Origin of the sequence: Pseudomonas psychrophila HA-4, from assembly GCF_000282975.1 — a bacterium.
GTDB classification, from domain to species: domain Bacteria; phylum Pseudomonadota; class Gammaproteobacteria; order Pseudomonadales; family Pseudomonadaceae; genus Aquipseudomonas; species Aquipseudomonas psychrophila_A.
Genome location: NZ_ALJC01000093.1, coordinates 92,022 through 110,502, shown reverse-complemented (window position 1 = coordinate 110,502; position 18,481 = coordinate 92,022). Strand labels below are relative to the sequence as shown.

Genomic DNA, 18,481 nt, shown 5'->3' with positions numbered 1-18,481 from the left:
ATTTCCTATGTCACATCTCAGTACGGCAATCGAGCCATTGAGCTTTCGCGAAGCGCTCGGGCATTACGCATCCGGTATCACGGTGATTACGTCACACCATGATGACGAGCCGATTGGTTTCACTTGCCAGTCGTTTTACAGCGTGTCGATGAGCCCGCCACTGGTGTCATTCAGTGTCATGTCCAGTTCCGCCAGTTATCCCAAAATTCGTCAGGCAGGTCGATTCGCGGTCAATATTCTGTCAGGTGAGCAGGTCAGTATTTCCAACCAGTTCGCCCGGCGAGGCGCGGACAAGTGGCACGGCGTCGAATGGCAGGCATCGCCGCTGGGTAATCCGATCATTGCCGGCAGTTTGCACTGGCTTGATTGCGAGATTCACGCCGAACACGCGGCAGGTGATCACCTGATCGTGATTGGAGAAGTGAAAGCGCTAAACCTGCAAGAAGCGGCTGCGACACAGCCATTGCTGTATTTCAAAGGGCAATATTGCAACCTCGCGGCACACTGCGCGGTGTGAGCGTTTACCTGCGCTGTCCTCTTTTACGCGTCAATCAATCGAGAGCTTTAGCCTGGCCGGGCGTCGATTTTTGCGGTTCGAACCATGCAGGCCAGGAACTGCGGTGCCTGTTATCTGCTTCTATGGCAGGAATCAACGTTTGCGCCAGTACGGGCAGCTGATGGGCAGATTTGGCAACCCGGTATTTGACACTGTGCACGCATTCCCGGTCGCCAAACTCGCAACGATTGAGCCGGGTACCGCCGCAAGGGCCGTTCGCCAAGCCTTTGGGGCATGTTTCGGGGCAGATGTAGAGAGTGTCCTGCAGGCGGCAAGTGCCGCAGGTATCACAACCGACCAGCGGCCGTTTTATCGCCCGCTCGACAGTATGCAGCGCATTCGCCGCCGCGCCGGTCTTCCAGATCGGCCGCGTCACGCTCCAGCCAAACGCTTGACTGAGCCATCCCGTGCGACTGAAAAACTGGCCATGCACCTTAGAGAGCAACGTGTATCGCAGGCGTTCGCGCCGGGTGGCGGTGACATTGGATTGCCCCATTTCCCAGGCATCGATTTGGGGAGCGAAGCCTACCTGGGGTGCCCCAGGCATCTGCCAACTTGCCTGCCATCGGTCGAGCCAATCGGTCATCGAGCTCGTACTGTCACGTTGCTCGGTAATCGCTTGCTCCAACGACAGCAGTTCGTCCAGCGTATGCAACCCGGACACATGAACACCGGCATAGCCCATCAATTGCAGGCCGACTATCTGTAACGCCAGACGCTCAAGGCTTCGCGCACTGGCGTAGGCCTTAGAAACCTGCTGCTCCCGTTCCAACAACGCACGCATGGACTCGGTAATCACAATACCGGGCACGCCCTGCAAAACGGCGGCGCGTTTGTCGGTCAATTCCATTACGCACGCTAGCATGGGTTTAACTCGCGACTGAGCGCGCATCCACGTCTGGGCCTCAATATGCTTGGCCGCGTCAAAACCCAGTTGCAGAGTCAGGAAGTCAGCACCCGCCAGAAGCTTTTTCTGCGCTTTCAAATACTGTGCACCGCCTTCTTCTTCGCGGTACTTAAATGGGTTCAAGGCAGCGCCCAACAGCCAGTCCGGGCAATGCTCACGGGCAATTTGCAGCGCGGGCACCGACTCCAGATAACGCACGGGTGCCTGACCAGGGTGATGGCCTGGCAAACGATCACCACTGAGCATCAACAATTGCTCCAAACCATGGGCCTTCATCACGTTCATCTGAAGCAGCAAATCTGCGCGCGAGCGATCCTTGCCTGAAAAATGCAGCAAGGATGAAGCCGGGTACCCCAATGCCCCAGCGCCTTCCAAAGGGCTCAAGTCCGAATGCAGGCCGACACGATCGGCGAAGGCGGGCAGCAACGGCCAGCCAGCCAAGTGCCCGCGTTGCACGATGTGCTCAAGCGCGGCCAAACGCGAAGGTGACTGTTGAGGAACGACCTCGAGCACACAGACGAAACGTCCATCGTTGAGTGCCTGTTTCATTGAACTCAAGACAGCTCGATTCCTTATCAATCAAAGGGGCACTGTTGTTGCGGACTCTTGGTGAGCGTGCGGAGCAACGACGGTGCGCTTGGCTGCGGTCAGGGTCGGGGCAGCATTACAGATGAACGCCTGATACCACGGGTTCGCGTGGCGCACAGGATAGCTTTGAGGGGGCAGCGTGTACATCGTTGGGGGCGAGCCGGCTGAGAGGTGGAGCGTTGGAGCACTTTTTGGGATGGGGGTATTTACGCTCCAATCCACGGCTGAAGCTGCGCACTGGGCTGTCCAATCCGTTGCGCAAGAGTTGAACGCTCGATGGCTAAGCCGGCTCGGCCAAAGATTTTCTCCTGCGGGTAAAGCAGCAAGTGGTCGGCGGACTTCGCTGCCCTCACACAACCCCGCAGGTCCCTTCTGATCGAGACTATTGGTATTCACACCCACTCCAGCTCCCGGCTCAGGCAGGACCGCTTGCCCGTGAGTGACGCATTCACAATTGCTGCAATGGATGGTCTTTAGCGTTTCCTTAGCGCCAACACGGGTTAGATCGAGAGGCTGCGGTCAAGCCAAGGTTTTAAAAATTGTTGAATACGTGGGGTGGCCGACTTCCCAAACAACCTCGCGGGGGGGCCAGCCTCGACGATTCGTCCCGCCTCCATAAACACGACATGGTCTGAGATTTTCGCTGCAAAGCTCATTTCATGAGTGACCATGACCATGGTCATTCCTTCGTGTGCAAGTTCACGAATCACGCTGAGTACTTCCTCGACCAGCTCGGGGTCCAGCGCCGAGGTGGGTTCGTCGAGGAGCATAACTTCTGGCTCGATAGCCAGTGCTCTGGCAATGCCGACTCGTTGCTGTTGGCCGCCACTCAGTTGCGCCGGATAGGCATCAACCTTGGCCGCCAAGCCAACGCGTTCCAAAGCAAGACCCGCCAGACGGTGCGCCTCGGTCTTGTTGATTTTTTTGGCCAACACCAGAGGGGCGGCGACATTTCCCAGCACGGTCATGTGGGGCCATAAGTTGAACTGTTGAAAGACCATAGAGACCGGGCGACGCACTTCTGCGATCACCGCTTCACTGTCTCGGTCCTGCGGGGTGCGGCCCTTGGAGTGATAACCCAGTAACTGGCCCTTGATCCAGACTTCACCTTCATCATAAGCCTCCAGAAAGTTGATGCAGCGCAGCAGGGTGGTTTTTCCGGAGCCGGAGGGGCCTATGAGTGAAACGATTTCGCCGCGCTTGACGTCTAGGTCAACACCTTTGAGGACGCGGACGGTGCCATATGACTTGCCGACGGCGCGCAACTGCAGAATGGGTAGGGTCATAGGGTTCTCTGGGGTGAGGTCAAAAGGGTTGCGCAGCCGCGTACTGCCAATGCAATAGTCTGGGCAAGTAGCCAATAGCACAGGATCAGCAGTGCGTAGGGGCCGACGTAGTCGTAGGTGGCAGACACGATTTCACCAGTGGTCATGGTTAGCTCAGGCAGCGTGATGACAGACGCCACGGCGCTTTCCTTGATAACCAGGACCGTCTGATTGCCTAACAGCGGCAGCGCGAAAATCAGCGCCTGGGGCATTTCGATATGACGCAGTGATTGCCAGCGGTTAATACCGAAGGCTTGCGCGGCTTCCAGATGCCCCGGCGCGATGCTGTTCCAGCCAGAACGAAAAATTTCCGCGAAATAGACCGACGAGTACAGCGCCAGGGATGCGACCGTTGCTTGAGTGGCACTCAGGGTGAGCCCAATCACTGGCAAACCGAAATAGACAATCATCAGTTGTGAAAAGTAGGGGGTTCCACGTATGAGCCATACCAGCAATCGATAGGGAATGCTCAACTGGCGGGGGTAGCAAATGCGCAAGACATTCAGGAGGAAGCCGATGGCCATACCAATGAATGCGGCGAGCAAGCTGACGCCAAGGGTCACCAACATCGCGTTGATATACCGCCAGAGCAATTCGATGTGTTCGGGGCTGACATTCATGACGGGGCTCCTTTACGACGCATCATGCGTTGTTCGAAGCAGTACCCGGCCAGCGATAATAACGAGGTAATGGCCAGGTAGAAGAGGGCCGTCAGGGTATAAACCTCCAGTGGCCGATAGCTGGACGAGGACAGTTGCTGGCCGACCCTCATTAGGTCGGTCACCGCGATCACCGAGACCACTGCGGAGGCTTTTACGATGTCGATCATCTCGCTGATGAGCGCCGGGAGCGTCAAGGCGACAACTTGCGGAATTTCAATGTGCCAAAGTCGCTGGCGGCGCGTCAGGTTGAAGGTTTGGGCCGCTTCGATTTGACCTTGCGGAATTGACTTGAAACCGGCGCGTAATATTTGCGACTGATAGGCCGCCGTATTCAGTGTCAAGCCGACGACAGCGACAACGATGCCGGGAAGGCTTAAACCCAGCGCCGACGGCAGGTAGTAGAGCACCAACAGTTGCGCGAGCACCGGTGTGCCTCGAAACACACTGATATAGGCTTTTATCGCCCAAACGATCGGACGACTGCCATGGGTCGATAGGGTATGAATCAGGATGCCGGCAAAGAACCCGCAGACAACGGCCACCCCCGATAACATTAGCGTTGTAAGTGCACCCTCATACAGTTGCGGTGCATAGGCCACGCATCGGGCGATAAGATCAGTCAGATTCATGTCGGCTACCTGATGGATGGAATGTGGGCTCAGGGCGTTACGCTGGCGGGAATGTCCATGGTGGTACCGAACCATTTCGTCTGCAGTTGCGTGAGCGTGCCATTGGCCGCTGCGCGAGCAATGCCGTCGTTGAACAACTTAACGAGGGTTTCACTGTCGGCATCCTTGCGGGCCGCCCAAGCGAAGTAGCTTTGTTCGCCGATTGAGCCAGGGAGCACTTTGAATAGACCTGGGCGCGACTTGAGCAGTGGGCCGAGGTTGGCTATAGATTGCGCGACTGCGTCGAGTCGCCCAGAGGCAAGGTCGGCATAGGCTTCGTCGAAGCTTACGTATTGCTTGATGGCTTTGAAGCCCGGCGTGCCGCTGTCCTTCAGTTGCTTGTCGAGTGCGATCAAGGCTTGCAACTGCACCGAACCGCTTTGCGAGCCCACGGTTTTATTGTTGAGGTCGGCTATTGCGTTAAGCGCGCCATCTCGCTCCTTGACGAGTAACCCAGTCATGGAAATGGCCACCGGCGAGGTAAATGAAAAGTGGCTGGCACGTTCCTTATTGATGGTGATGGCAGTCACCACGATATCGAAAGCCTTGGTGTCCAGGCCGGGCAACAAGCCCTGGAACGGCAGGTCCAGTTGCCGAACATTGACATCCGGTAACTGCGTCATGACGAGGCGCATCAGGTCGGCGTTGTAGCCGACAATTTTGCCGTTTTCAATGAATTCGAACGGGGCGTAACGGGCTTCTGTGGCGATCACAATTTCTTTCTTGGCTTTGATGCGATCAAGCAGGTCGGGTGTTTGTGCATAGCTTTGGATGCTGAGGCCCAGGCCAATGGCGCCCACCAAAGAGAGAGCGGTTACACGAAGGAAAGTTTTCATAAATGCTCCATGAGTAATGTAAAAACACGTAGTTGCTAACGTCATAGCAATGAATGCGTTACGCCATGCTTGGGCGCCGTTTAGCGCGCGCTCCGGGAGGCGAGGCTGTCAGCGAGCACACACAAAATTTCGAACAATAATGTGGCGGCGACCAGGGCGGTATTGCCGCTGGTGTCGAACGGCGGGGAGACCTCGACAACATCACCACCAATCAGGTTCAGGCCCCTGAGCCCGCGAATAAGGTGTTGTGCTTGCAGGGTTGTCAGCCCTCCGATTTCGGGGGTTCCAGTACCGGGGGCGTAGACAGGATCTAAGGCGTCAACATCGAATGACACATAGGTCTGACCGTCTCCGACGACTCTTCGGGCTTCTTTGATTACGTTCTCGACGCCCATGCTCTGGAACTCATCGATGTCGATGATGCGGATACCTTGCCGAGCCCCCCAGTCGTTATCGGCATCGCTGTACAGCGCGCCGCGAATACCGATTTGCACCGTTCGCTTAGGGTCCAGCAAGCCTTCTTCAATTGCTCTTCTGAACGGGGTGCCATGGGTGTATTTGCAGTCACCGAAATAGCGGTCCCAAGTATCAGTGTGGGCATCGAAGTGCACCATGCCGATGGGGCCGTCCTTTGCGAGGGCTCTCATAATTGGCAAGGTGACAAGGTGGTCGCCACCTACGGACAGAGGCGCAATGCCGGCTTTCACGACTTGGTCGTAGAAACTGGCAATGCGATTAAGTGAGTCCACCAGGTCAATCGGGTTAACCGGGGTGTCACCCAAGTCAGCACAGGCACACAGCGAGAACGGGTTGATCCCGCTGGCCCGGTTGATATTGCGCACCATGGTCGAAATGTCTCGGACTTGCCGTGGGCCATGTCGAGCACCGGGGCGGTTGGTGGTCCCGCCATCCCACGGCACACCGATCAAACCGATGTCAACTTCGTGGATGCGAGGGTCCGTCAACTCTGTATAGGGTAAGCGCATCAATGTGGCGATACCGGCGTAGCGGGGGATCACAGTCCCGGTTGCGGGTGCAAATGGCTTCTCTTGCATGGAAACTCCTAGGCGATGTCTTCAAGCGCTGAGGGAGCCGGTGCCCCACTCGTGGTGAGCAACAATGCAAGTTGTCGACCAAGCTGTGGTGCCAGATGAGAGTTTCGATAGAGCCAGTGCATGGGCCAGCAGTACTGTGGGTTTGGCGTAGATGAGGTAATGACAGCCCGATGTGTAGGCCTGTAGACGTCATGTTTATGCGCCCGTTCGAGGGTGGGGCTAGAGGTGCGGCGCACCAATGCGGGGCGTCAACAGGTCCATCAGGAGGCGTTCCCGGAAAGGGCGGCCGGTTGCAGTCCGAGTAACGCGAGTGGCTGACGATTAAACAGACGCCTATGGTCAACCATTCGCTGTTTATTTCGGTCAGCAACCAGATACCGCAGGGCACACCACAAGCGGCGGCAATCAACAGGCGTTTGAGTTGCGGGTAGTTGGCTTGTGGCAGGCGCCGCGCAAGAGCATCAGGCTATATGCGGCACACTTGGTTACTGCCTAAGGCTGCGATCTGCTTTGATGGACAGTCGCAGTCTTTTGGCAGTGTTTACAGATTCGCGGTGGACTCAACCTGCACGTTGCATTTCATCTCTCGCCAAGCATCTCCCAGCGCCGAAATTCCCGGCTCGATCAACGCCTCTGCAATCGCTCCAAACCCCAGCCTGAAATGGTATTGCGGGCGTTCGCGTCCTAAGAAATGGATATCCCCCGGCTCGATCAATACGCCGCGTTTGGCCACCAAACGTTGTAACACCCACGCATCCAGTTCTGCTGGGCAGGTCACCCACACAGACGAGCCGCCGGCCATGCCACTGGCGTGAAAATCAGGCAAATACTCGGCCAGTGCACGGCTTATCAATCGCCACTTGCGCGCTAAACTATCCCGCTGCCGACGGGCATGGGCATCGTAGTGTCCCATCGACAGGAACAGCGCCAGCGTGCGCTGATTGTTAGACGGGGGATGACGGTAGATGTAACGCCGTAACGCCCGCAGTTCGTGAATCAGCACCGGATCTGCCGCAATAAATCCCAGACGCAGCCCAGGCAGTAAGGTTTTGGTCAGGCTGCCTAGGTAGATGACTCGACCGCTGTCATCGAAACTCTTCAACGAGGGGTGGTTGTTCCCCAAATAGTTTTGTTCACTTTCGTAATCGTCCTCGATCACTAAGAAGTCCCGCTCTCGTGCGCAGGCTAGCAATTCCAAGCGGCGATACACCGGCATCGTCACACCCGTAGGCGATTGATGGCTAGGCGTGCAAAACAACATTTCACAGCCATTGAGTTGCTCGTCCACGACGAGACCTTGACCGTCGATGCGCAAGGGCCTTAACTCGCAACCAATCAAGTCGAAAATGTTGCGAGCGTCTACGTAGCCAGGGTCTTCCAGACCCACGATGAGCCCGGGTCGTCCCAACAGTTGTGCGAGCATGTATAGCGAGTTTTGTGTTCCGATGGTCACCAGAATTTCTTCCGGCCTAGCCTTTATTCCGCGCTTGGGCAGCACACGTTGAATGATCTGTTCCACTAGCAGCGGATCATCCAGCGTCACCTGATCGTCGACCCAAGAACGCATGTGCGCCCCCATGGCCGCGATGCGTGCGCAGTCGCGCCATCGCGCTGCGGTTTGTTCGTCTGCTTCAATTTGCCCATATATAAATGGATAACGGTACTCACGCCAATTGCGCGGTTTGACTATCGCGAGCATCTGCGCCGATTCCGTTTGCATTCGACTTTCCCAGTTCGGGGCATGATCCGGCCGGTCGAACAGCTTCTGACTGGAAGGACGCAGACTGATGTTCAGTTGCTGACGCAGGAATTTCTCGTTGATGAAGTAACCCCGTCGTTCGGATGGAGTCAGATAACCGTCCTGCGCAAGCTGCTCATAAACCAGAACCACGGTGTTACGCGATACCTTCAGCAATTTGCTGAGTTTGCGCGATGACGGCATCACCTCGCTGGGCAGCATCGCGCCATCAAAAATCGCGTTGAGCAGTCGCTCGCGCAATTGTTCCTGCAAGCCCCTGCCTGCTTCGAAAGGATGAAAATAGCGCTCCAACATAGTCCGGGCTCCAGCTTTGGCGCACCCTAATGACGCACCGAAAACGCTACGGGCCTTGTTGCGCAAGGGGGTGAAACCCGCTGGCACTAAAGGCCGTAGCAACTGGATCTCAAGCAAGCTTCGAGCCGACGTTTAGGTCGCATCGCGGGGCGCTATATCAAAGAGTTCAGCAGCGAAAACGCTGCCTCGTCGATTGCGAGCTAATGGCGACTCAAACGCCTCACAAAGACAGGACGTTGGTCTTCCAACTCATTGACGAGTCGCTTTAGTCCAGGGTAATACCCCCATTTCTAATACACGTCAGAAATAGAGGTCAGGCCACTAGGGCCAGCTTCTGTTTAGGGGTGATGCCGCTGAAGGCCATATTCGGGCGTTCGTGATTACATGTCCAGATCCAGTGCGTGCCGTAATCCTGAACCTCCGCTATTGATTCAAACAGATAATGATCCAGCCAGTCGTAACGCATCGTGCGGTTGTAGCGTTCGATATAGGTGTTTTGCTGCGGGTTACCCGGTTGAAGATATTCCAAACGGATACCCATTTTCTCGGCCCAGCCAGTAAGTTTGGCACTGATGAATTCGGGGTCGTTATTACTGCGGATTACTTGCGGTTTCCCGTGCCATTCCATGACCTGATCCAGTGCCTGTACTACACGCTCAGCCGGAAGCGACAAATCAATATCCATGCTCAAGGCTTCCCGGTTGAAGTCATCAATCAGATTGAAAACCCGAAAGCTGCGTCCGTCCGACAACTGGTCGTGCATAAAGTCCATCGACCAGCACTGGTTGCTGGCTTGCGGAACAGCCAGTGGCTCGGGCTTATCGCGCACGATACGCTTGCGCGGCTTGATCCTCAGGTTTAGCTCCAGCTCGCGGTATATCCGGTACACGCGCTTGTGGTTCCAGCGGTAGCTTTTGACGTTGCGCAGGTACAGAAAGCATAAGTCGAAGCCCCAGTTTCGCTGGTTATGTGTCAGGCGAATTAAATGATCGGCAATCTCGGCGTTTTCAGACGCCTGGCGTGGCTGATAGCGATAGCTGTTGATGCTGACCACGAAGGCCAGGCATGCCAGCCTGATGCTACACCGACCGTAACGAACCACTTCCTGCGCCATCTCTTGTAGTAGAGATGGCGTCACCACTTTTTTGCCATGGCTTCCTAGATAATTTTGGCTTTGAGGCGCTCTTCGGCGTACATTTTTTAAGCCGTCGGTTCTCTTCCTCTAGCTCGCGCAAACGGGCCATCAGCGAGGCGTCCATGCTACTGAACTTGATGCGCCACTTATAGAACGTGTCCGAACTGATGCCATGCTCACGACATAGCTCTGGCGCAGGTATTCCAGCCTCAGCTTGCTTGGGGATGGCCATGATTTGACTGTCTGAAAAACGCGATGTTTTCACGCAAAATTTCCTTGATCTGGTCAGGAGAAATTCTACTTGTGATGCATACTTTTTCAGGAAGGATTACCGCATCTCATGGGCGCTCTGGCTGTGCGAGGCGAGCGTACCGATTCACGATGATATCTGTGCAATTCTGCACGAAGTGCTATGAGGATCGTCAGCGAGGCTTCGGCAGCATTAGGGGAGTCGCGAAGCGGCACGACCTGTAGATACGCGTAGAGCTGCACTGTGTGTATGCCGCTGTTAGACTTCAGTCGACTTTAAACGACTATGGCAGCTTGAGCGTAACTACCATGAATACTGAGCCTTGGGTCACTGGCGAGCAGGTCACACTTCATGTGGGTGTGGCTAAGGATACGGTCTATCGCTGGTGTGAGCGGCGGGGCATACCGGCTCAGCGCATTGGTAGGCTCTGGAAATTCAAGCTGTCAGAAGTAGATGGCTGGGTTTGTACTGGAGAGGCCGACTCATTGGCTTCTCTGTCAGGCCCTTCCGCTGCCTACAAGGAATGATTGATGAACATCCAGCAACTTGAAAATGAACTGTGGGAAGCAGCAGATCAACTGCGTGCTAATTCCAAGCTCACAGCATCTGAATATTCAATGCCTGTGCTCGGGCTGATTTTTCTGCGCCATGCGGATAACCGCTTCAAGGCCTATCTTCCTGAAATTGAGGATGGCATTCACCCAAAGATGCCTCCAACCCAACGTGAGAAACTTATCAAGTTGGGCTTCCAAGGAAAGGCGGCTATTTATCTGCCAGAGGAGGCACGATTTGATCGTATCGTCAGTTTGCCTCAGGGGGCTAACGTAGGCGAAGCCATCGATATTGCAATGGATGTCATCGAGGCTGAGTATGAAGTGCTCAAAGGGGCATTGCCGCGTGGCTACACTGCTTTTGAACCAGACCTGTTAGCGGATTTGGTCAAAATCTTTGACCGTCCTGCGATTAAGTCGGCTAGGGGGGATGTGTTTGGCCGTATCTACGAGTATTTCCTCAACAAGTTCGCGATGAGCGGTGCGCAGGAAGGTGGTGAGTTTTTCACGCCACCGTCACTGGTGCGGATGATCGTTAACGTGATCGAGCCTGATCATGGCTTGGTGCTGGATCCGGCATGTGGATCTGCTGGCATGTTTGTGCAGAGCGGCCACTTCATCGAAGACGTGCGCCATGAAGTGGTCAACGACGCCGTTACGTTCCACGGTCAGGAAAAGAGTGAGACCAACACCAAGCTGGCGCGTATGAACTTGGTGGTGCACGGGCTGGATGCTTCCAACATCCGTCAAGGCAACACCTTTTATGATCAGGCAGAACACTTAGTTGGACAGTGCAACTTCGTGATGGCCAATCCGCCATTCAACGTGGATGGTGTTGATACCAAGAAAGTAGCCGCCCAGGACGACCCCCTAGGTCGTCTGCCTTTTGGCCTGCCCGGTACTAATGCCAAGACGGGAGCCATTAGTAACGCCAACAGTTTATGGATTCAGTACTTTTACTCCTATTTGAACAAAACAGGACGCGCCGGTTTCGTCATGGCATCCAGTGCATCGGATGCGGGAAACAAGGATAGGGAGATCCGAGAGAAACTGGTTAAGACCGGTCATGTCGACGTGATGATGGCTATCGGCAACAAGTTCTTCTACACCCGTAGTTTGCCATGCACCTTGTGGTTCTTCGATAAGGGGAAGCCTCAACACCTGCAAGATCAGGTATTGATGATCGACGCACGCAATGTGTACCACGTTGTCTCTGCGCGTTCGCATGTGTTTACCGAAGAGCAACTGGCCAATCTCAATGCCATTGTCTGGCTGTATCGTGGTGAGCAAGAGAAGTTTGTTGCGCAGGTAGGGCGCTATCAGCGTCAGGTGGACGACTGGTTGGCGTCATTGCCCGAGCGCATTCTTGCCGATAACGCTGCTGTGAAGGATCTGGCGGCTAAGCTTTCTGTTTTTGCTGAAGATGCAACTTTGGTAGAGCTGAATGCTAACCAACGGGAAGACGACCAGATCACACAGGCGGCGTTAGACTCATTAAGGTCCGAGCTTACGACAGCGTGTGCTGATAAGGCAGCAGATGAGGCTATCGTTGTAACACTGGAGGCATGCTTGCAGGCCCGTAGTGCTATCGCTACAGCAGATATGACCGAGCACGATAGCCAGGTAGTGTTGCAATCTAAGTTGGATGCGTTGGCCCCCTTGCTTAAGGCAACGGCCAAGGTACTGGAAGTCCGGCATAAACAGTGGCTCAAATTGCTAGATACGGTTGAGAAGTCTTTTCGTGGCCGACTCTCGAATGTCTTTGATGGCAAAGCCAATCGTGAAGCTAAGCGTGCGTTATTGGCTGCTGACACTAAAAAGAACGAAGCTCCTACTGTTCGTGATGCGTTGCTAGAGGCGCTGAAGCAGGCTGTGTACTTTATCCACCAGGGGCATTGGCTGCATAGCCGCTTTCCAGACGGTACGTTTGAGAACGTGCCCGGTTTGTGCAGGGCGGTACCTATAGATGGTGAAAATAGCATTGCTGCCAATGACTACTCGCTGACTCCTGTACGCTATGTGGGTGTGGCTCCGGGCAGTGCGGAAGACGATGAGAACTTTGCGGAGATGCTGCGTGAGATTCACGAAGAGCTCACAGAGCTGAATGAAAAGGCGGAAGTGTTGGCTAATCGGATCGCAAGCAATTTTGGGGAGTTGATGGGATGACGGTCGGTTCTACTAGTTGGATCACCATCTCTGCGGAGGAGTTTTGTTTGTCCGTACGAGACGGCACTCATGATTCGCCAAAGTTTGTAGAGCAGGGTCATCCGCTTGTCACCTCGAAGAATATTAAACGCGGAAAAATTGATCTGAGCACAGCGTCTCTGATCTCAGTAACGGATTTCGACGAAATTAATCGACGAAGCAAAGTGGATCGGTGGGATGTCTTGTTCTCGATGATTGGCACGGTCGGAGAGGTGTGTCTTGTTGATACGCCTAATATCAATTTCGCGATCAAGAATGTTGGGCTCTTTAAGTGTGCGAGTGAAGAAGATGGTCGTTGGCTTTCGCTGTGGCTCAGATCGCCAGCCGCTAAAGCTCAAGTGGCCGAGCGTCTCCGAGGCTCAAGCCAACAATACATCCCGCTCGGAGAGCTGCGGAAACTACCGATTCCCGCTCCCGCAGATCGAATTGAAAAGCTACAAATAGTTACGGCGGCCCAGGTCTACGATGATCTGATCACCACCAACCAGAGGCGCATAGCGCTGCTAGAGCATTCTGCTCATCTCCTCTACCGAGAGTGGTTCAGGTACCTCCGATATCCCGGCCATGAGTCTGTGCCTGTGAAGGATGGGGTTCCAGAGGGGTGGAAACTGCAACCATTGAGCGACATTTTAACGCTCAATTACGGTAAGTCATTGAAAGCTACCGATCGTAAAGATGGGCGTGTGCCCGTTTATGGGTCCAGCGGAATCATTGGGAGCCATAATCAAGCTTTGGTGGGCGCAGGTGCAATAATTGTCGGACGCAAAGGGAATGTGGGAAGTTTGTATTTTTCGCATGAGCCGTGCTTCCCCATCGATACGGTATTTTTCATCTCGCCAGAGAAGTCGTCGTATCGCTTGTTTCTGGCTTTGCATCAACTGAACTTCATTAGTAGTGATGCTGCTGTTCCTGGGCTCAATCGAGCTTACGCCCATTCGCAACCAATACTATTGCCGAGTGAGGATTTGCAGGCGAGATTCGAGGATTTAGCTGCACCATTCTTCGAGCAGATTCATGGGTTATCTAGGTACAACAGCCAGCTTACTCAAGCACGTGATCTTCTGATCCCCAGGCTGATGTCTGGACAACTTGACGTCAGCAGGATCCCATTGCCTGAGGAGGAGATCGCATGATCTGCCACGGTGCGTGTGCTGCGCCCGGTGTGCGCGTTTGTGCGACGAGGATTTAGCTGCACGCTTTAGGGCTGCGACTCATGATGGCTTACGGAATTTTGAGAGTCGAGAAAGCAAAAAATTTGTGCTTGGGCAGTGAAGTAACGCTCTTCCAAATTTGACAGCGAGCAAGCCTTGTCGCTTCCGGCTTACAACAGCCGTATTGCTGACGGCTTTATAAGAGGAGCCCAGAGTGCAGGTACTTGCCGCTGGGGTGTAGGGGAGGGAAACCGATGGCCAAGAAAGACTACTCCGAAGATTTGCTGATTCAGGCTCCGACAGCTGAGTTCCTAGAAAATGAGCTGGGTTGGATAAGTGTCTTCGCGCAAGATGAAGGTGGCTTTGGGCCGAATAGCCTTCTTGGCCGCTCATCGGACAATGAGGTGGTGTTGACCCGAGAGGTTTTGGCTGCGCTCGAACGTTTGAATCCTGGTTTGCCGGGGGAAGCCTATCGCCAGGCGCTAACGCGGATCGTCCAGGACGATGTCACCAAAACTCTGATCGCTCACAACGAAGAAAAGTACAAACTGCTACGCGATGGCGTGCCAGTGAACTATCGTGACGCAACTGGCCGCTTGGTTGATAAGCGTTTGCGGCTGATTGACTTCAATGAAACAACCAACAACCGCTATCTCGCTGTACGCGAGCTCTGGGTACGGGGCAAACTATGGCTGCGTCGTCCGGACATCATTGGCTTTGTGAACGGGCTGCCCTTGGTATTCATCGAGCTCAAACGTTTTGAGGCGCACATCGATAGCGCCTACAAGAAGAACTATGCCGACTACCTAGACACGATCCCACACCTATTCCATTGGAATGCGTTGGTAGTCATCTCTAATGGCCACGATGCGCAGTACGGCTCAATCACCTCAACCAAAGAGCACTTCTATCGCTGGAAGCGTCTTGATGAGGATGATCCGGAGCCCAATAAAGATCAGCCCCTGCTGCCCATTCTTCTGGCCGGCATGCTGCATCAGCAGCGCCTCATGGACATCGTCGAAAACTTTGTGTTGTTCGATTCCAGTGAGGGCAGCACGAACAAGATAGTGGCCCGTAATCACCAATACCTCGGTGTGAATTGTGTTATTGATCGGCTGACTTCCACCGATCCTCAAGTCCAGACCGAAGTCATAGCTGGGCAACTTGGTGTGTTCTGGCACACACAAGGATCAGGAAAGTCGTATTCAATGGTGTTTCTAACCGAGAAGATTCACCGCAAGATTTCCAGCAGTTACACCTTTGTGATCATCACTGATCGTACTGAGTTGGACGACCAGATTGCATCGACCTATACCAACTGCGGACGAGCCAACAGCAAGACCGACCAGGCTAAAAATGGCGAAGCCCTGCGCAAAATGTTGCGTGATCAGAACCGCCGCTATGTATTCAGCCTGATCCAGAAATATCGGGAGCGGATCATCGAGGCTTACTCGGAACGTGATGACATCATTGTCATCAGTGACGAGGCGCACCGGAGTCAGTACGGGCGTTTGGCATTGAATATGCGCAAGGGGCTACCGCGTGCCAAGTTCCTCGGCTTTACCGGTACGCCGCTGATTGACTCGGGCGAGACGCAGCTGACTCGCGAGGTGTTCGGTGAGTACGTGTCGATCTACGACTTTCAACGTGCCGTGGCCGATGGCGCGACCTTACCTCTGTTTTACGAGAACGCTGGCGAGAAGTTGAAGATCATCGACCCTACGGTAAGTGAACGTATTGCTGACCACATTGAAGCTGCCAAGCAGGCTGCAACAATCGATGACCCGTGGAGCGACGAGAAAGAAGAAAAACTTTATCGTGAGTTGGCGCGGGACTACCCAATCCTGACTTCTCCTACGCGGTTGGATAAGGTTGCGCAGGATTTCGTAGATCATTTCCATCAGCGCTGGCGCGTTGTGGAAAACGGCGGCGGCAAAGCCATGATGGTGTGCCTCGACAAAATTACCTGCGTAAAGATGCACGATCTGGTTGTTGCTAAGTGGCAGAAGAAAGCTTCGCAACTAGACGCTGCGGTGGCTGCCGAAGAGGCCTTGTTTGCAGCCAAGGGCAAGACACCTACTAACCTGCTCAAGCAACGGCGTGAGCAGGTAGAGTGGATGAAGGCAACCGAGTGCTGCGTAGTAGTGTCCCAGGAGCAGGGTGAGGTAGCTCAGTTCGCTAAGTGGAAGAACTTCTGCGACCAGCCTTTGGACATCACGCCGCACCGCGAGAAAATGGTCAAGCGCGATCTGGAAAAAGAATTCAAGAAGGCCGATAACCCGTTCCGTATTGCTATCGTTTGCGCCATGTGGCTGACCGGTTTCGATGTGAAGTGTCTAGCCACGTTGTATCTGGATAAACCGATGCAGGGTCACACGTTGATGCAAGCTATTGCTCGCGTCAATCGCGTGGGAGGCGGTAAGAAGCACGGGCTTATTATCGATTACAACGGCATGATCAAGAGCCTGCGCCGTGCGTTGGCCACCTTTGCGCAAGGAGACCGGGTCGGAACGGGGAAGGGCGAAGGTGAGGAGGATACGGTGCGCGACGATACCGTCGCTCTGGCTGAATACGCCAACAGCCTAAAGGCCGCACGTGATTTCTTGACTGATCTGGGTTTTGATCTCGATGAGTTGATCCAGGCACGCGGATTCGACAAGCAACAGCAAATTTTGGTGGCAGTGAATCAGCTTTGTGAGAGCGACGAGCGTCGCAAGACCTATCAGGTTATCGTCGAAGATGCTCAGGCTCGACACCGGGCCTTATTCCCACACCCTGGGTTATTCGGCTTCGATGCTGAGGAAAGTGCGCTTACAGCTATATATAACAAGCTGCAGGATGCTCGTGTTACACCAGACGTGAGTACTCTACTGCAGGATTTATATGATGTGGTAGATGTAGCTGTTGCCACTGAGGTGCTAGCCGTCAAGGAGTCACGATCTCGCTACGACCTCTCGAATGTGGATTTTTCGCGGCTGCGTGCTGAGTTTGAGAAAACACCATTCAAGAACATTGTTGCGATGAACCTGATGGAGAAAATTGAAGAGCGCCTTGCAGCCATGGTGGCGCGGAATCCAACTCGGGTGGATCTATACGAGCGATATCAGGAAATCGTGCTGGCGTACAATAAAGACAAGGATTCCGCTGAAATCCAGAAGGTGATGGATGATCTTTTTTCCTTCAACGACACATGCTCTGACGAGGAAAAGCGCTATCTGCGTGAGGAATTGGAAAGTGAGGATCAGTTGGCGGTATTCGATCTGCTGCAGAAAGAGTCGCTCAGCAAGGGCGATCGCTATGCCATAAAAAAAGCTGCAAAGGAGTTGCTGGATAAATTGACTGGCGGGAAACTGCAGATCGACCGCTGGCGAGAGAAGGCTGCCGCTCAGGCACAAGTCAAAGCCGAGATTATTAGGCATCTGTGGGCGAACCTTCCCTTGGATACTTATGATGCGGATGAGATTGATCTCAAGGCGAGTGCAGTTTTTTCACATATCTACACCTCCGCTATCGGAGACGAGACCAAGGTGTATCACTGACCGTTATTTGATTAGGTATGCCCAAGAAAATTAAGCCGTAGATAGTCAAGAGGGAGGCTTAGCCTCTCTCTTGACTTATAAGATCACCTCTTACAATCGAAGATCTTGCCGATCTGCTCGCAGAACTGCGATCAGAAGCTGATGGACATGCGGGAGAGTTGGCGGCAGCGCTTACAGCAAGTCGTCGGGCCGGATTTGCCCTGGACCTGCCCCCCGTATTCACTGGATTCCAGGCACAAAAAAAGACGTCCGTGGACGTCTTTAGATGTTGAAGTGGTGGGCCGGGGCCGTTTGAACCTGATCATTAACTATCTGTATTTATTGGTTTTTTTGTTTGATCGTTTTTTGGGGGATACACCAGGGGATACATCGTGCTTGCTGCTGGGCCATTTTTGCCCGCTTTTCGCCCTTGGCGAGCAGCCCAAAAATCACGACGCCGGTTCAACCCCACAGTTAGGGATTCCAACCAGATTGTCTTGGGGCGCGTTGCATAGGCGCCATTGTTTGGGCTGCCACTTATAGAACTTTCGCCCTGCAGAGTGGCTAGAATGAGTAGAGCCATGAGCCGAACCGATGCCCGAAAGCATTCACTAGCGCGCCCACTATCGACACCACAATACCGACTGCAACATTGCTGCCGAGGCGAGGCTCCTCAGGGGTAGTCGTTACCGGCCGATCCGAGATAGTTTCTTTTGCTTGGTCGGTTCGTGAGAAATGAAGACCCCAGCCCGAATGTTGCCAAGTTCGCCCTGCGGCGGTATGGTTCGCCCGTCGCTGCAAATTCAGCGATTCGGGTTTGGTCACTCGATAAAGCAAAAGGCGCACAAGCGCCCCATAAGAACGCAGGCGCTTTTTTTGTGCCCGTCGTTTCGAGTTATGGCGGCTGTGTGTGGGAGGCGTACGCGCCTGCCGGGTTCCTTTTGCCCCGGTTGACCAACCTGCATACAGTCCGCCTCCATTCGTTTGGTCACGAAGGTGGCGGCTCCCCAGCAAAAGGAGC

General features: G+C 54.2%; 12 protein-coding genes and 2 pseudogenes. 5 read left to right on the top strand and 9 right to left on the bottom strand.

Translation table 11 applies throughout. The annotated features are described in order from the left end of the window. Positions 1-7: 7 nt before the first annotated feature. Positions 8-517, top strand: coding sequence for a flavin reductase family protein (locus tag B347_RS0114715; protein WP_019410455.1), 510 nt, complete (start codon positions 8-10; stop codon positions 515-517). A gap of 34 nt (positions 518-551) precedes the next feature. Here B347_RS0114715 and B347_RS0114710 read toward each other — a convergent pair whose 3' ends face one another. From B347_RS0114710 to B347_RS0114675, 9 genes and pseudogenes are all read right to left on the bottom strand, one after another. Beyond that, positions 552-2,021 (bottom strand): methylenetetrahydrofolate reductase C-terminal domain-containing protein, encoded by a 1,470-nt coding sequence (locus B347_RS0114710; RefSeq protein WP_026014206.1) that lies wholly within the window; start codon positions 2,019-2,021, stop codon positions 552-554. Between the two features lie 239 nt (positions 2,022-2,260). Further along, a pseudogene (locus B347_RS26585) lies at positions 2,261-2,404 on the bottom strand (IS66 family transposase); the annotation flags it as partial. Between the two features lie 147 nt (positions 2,405-2,551). Continuing rightward, positions 2,552-3,337, bottom strand: a complete 786-nt coding sequence (locus B347_RS0114705) for an amino acid ABC transporter ATP-binding protein (protein WP_019410453.1) — start codon at positions 3,335-3,337, stop codon at positions 2,552-2,554. After that, positions 3,334-3,996 (bottom strand): amino acid ABC transporter permease, encoded by a 663-nt coding sequence (locus B347_RS0114700; RefSeq protein ID WP_019410452.1) that lies wholly within the window; start codon positions 3,994-3,996, stop codon positions 3,334-3,336. The genes B347_RS0114705 and B347_RS0114700 overlap by 4 nt, the downstream gene beginning before the upstream one ends. Then, entirely contained in the window at positions 3,993-4,667 is a 675-nt protein-coding gene (locus B347_RS0114695) for an amino acid ABC transporter permease (protein ID WP_019410451.1), read from the bottom strand. The genes B347_RS0114700 and B347_RS0114695 overlap by 4 nt, the downstream gene beginning before the upstream one ends. Positions 4,668-4,696: 29 nt before the next feature. Next, entirely contained in the window at positions 4,697-5,542 is an 846-nt protein-coding gene (locus B347_RS0114690; RefSeq protein WP_019410450.1) for a transporter substrate-binding domain-containing protein, read from the bottom strand. 80 nt (positions 5,543-5,622) lie between these two features. Continuing rightward, positions 5,623-6,597: an agmatinase gene (gene speB / locus B347_RS0114685; protein ID WP_019410449.1), complete on the bottom strand. Its 975-nt coding sequence runs from the start codon at positions 6,595-6,597 to the stop codon at positions 5,623-5,625. A 541-nt stretch (positions 6,598-7,138) separates the two neighbouring features. Continuing rightward, positions 7,139-8,650: a PLP-dependent aminotransferase family protein gene (locus tag B347_RS0114680; protein ID WP_019410448.1), complete on the bottom strand. Its 1,512-nt coding sequence runs from the start codon at positions 8,648-8,650 to the stop codon at positions 7,139-7,141. 313 nt (positions 8,651-8,963) lie between these two features. Continuing rightward, positions 8,964-10,050: pseudogene (locus B347_RS0114675) on the bottom strand (IS3 family transposase). A gap of 293 nt (positions 10,051-10,343) precedes the next feature. Here B347_RS0114675 and B347_RS25995 point away from each other — a divergent pair. The 4 genes from B347_RS25995 (at position 10,344) to B347_RS0114660 (ending at position 17,481) form a co-directional block, all read left to right on the top strand. Beyond that, complete coding sequence (locus B347_RS25995; RefSeq protein ID WP_081498299.1) at positions 10,344-10,562, top strand: helix-turn-helix domain-containing protein; 219 nt, start codon at positions 10,344-10,346, stop codon at positions 10,560-10,562. Between the two features lie 3 nt (positions 10,563-10,565). Further along, entirely contained in the window at positions 10,566-12,752 is a 2,187-nt protein-coding gene (locus B347_RS0114670) for a type I restriction-modification system subunit M (RefSeq protein ID WP_019410446.1), read from the top strand. Beyond that, on the top strand, positions 12,749-13,924 hold the full coding sequence (locus tag B347_RS25600; RefSeq protein ID WP_019410445.1) for a restriction endonuclease subunit S: 1,176 nt from the start codon (positions 12,749-12,751) through the stop codon (positions 13,922-13,924). The genes B347_RS0114670 and B347_RS25600 overlap by 4 nt, the downstream gene beginning before the upstream one ends. Before the next feature lie 272 nt (positions 13,925-14,196). Beyond that, complete coding sequence (locus B347_RS0114660; protein ID WP_019410444.1) at positions 14,197-17,481, top strand: type I restriction endonuclease subunit R; 3,285 nt, start codon at positions 14,197-14,199, stop codon at positions 17,479-17,481. Positions 17,482-18,481: the final 1,000 nt, after the last annotated feature.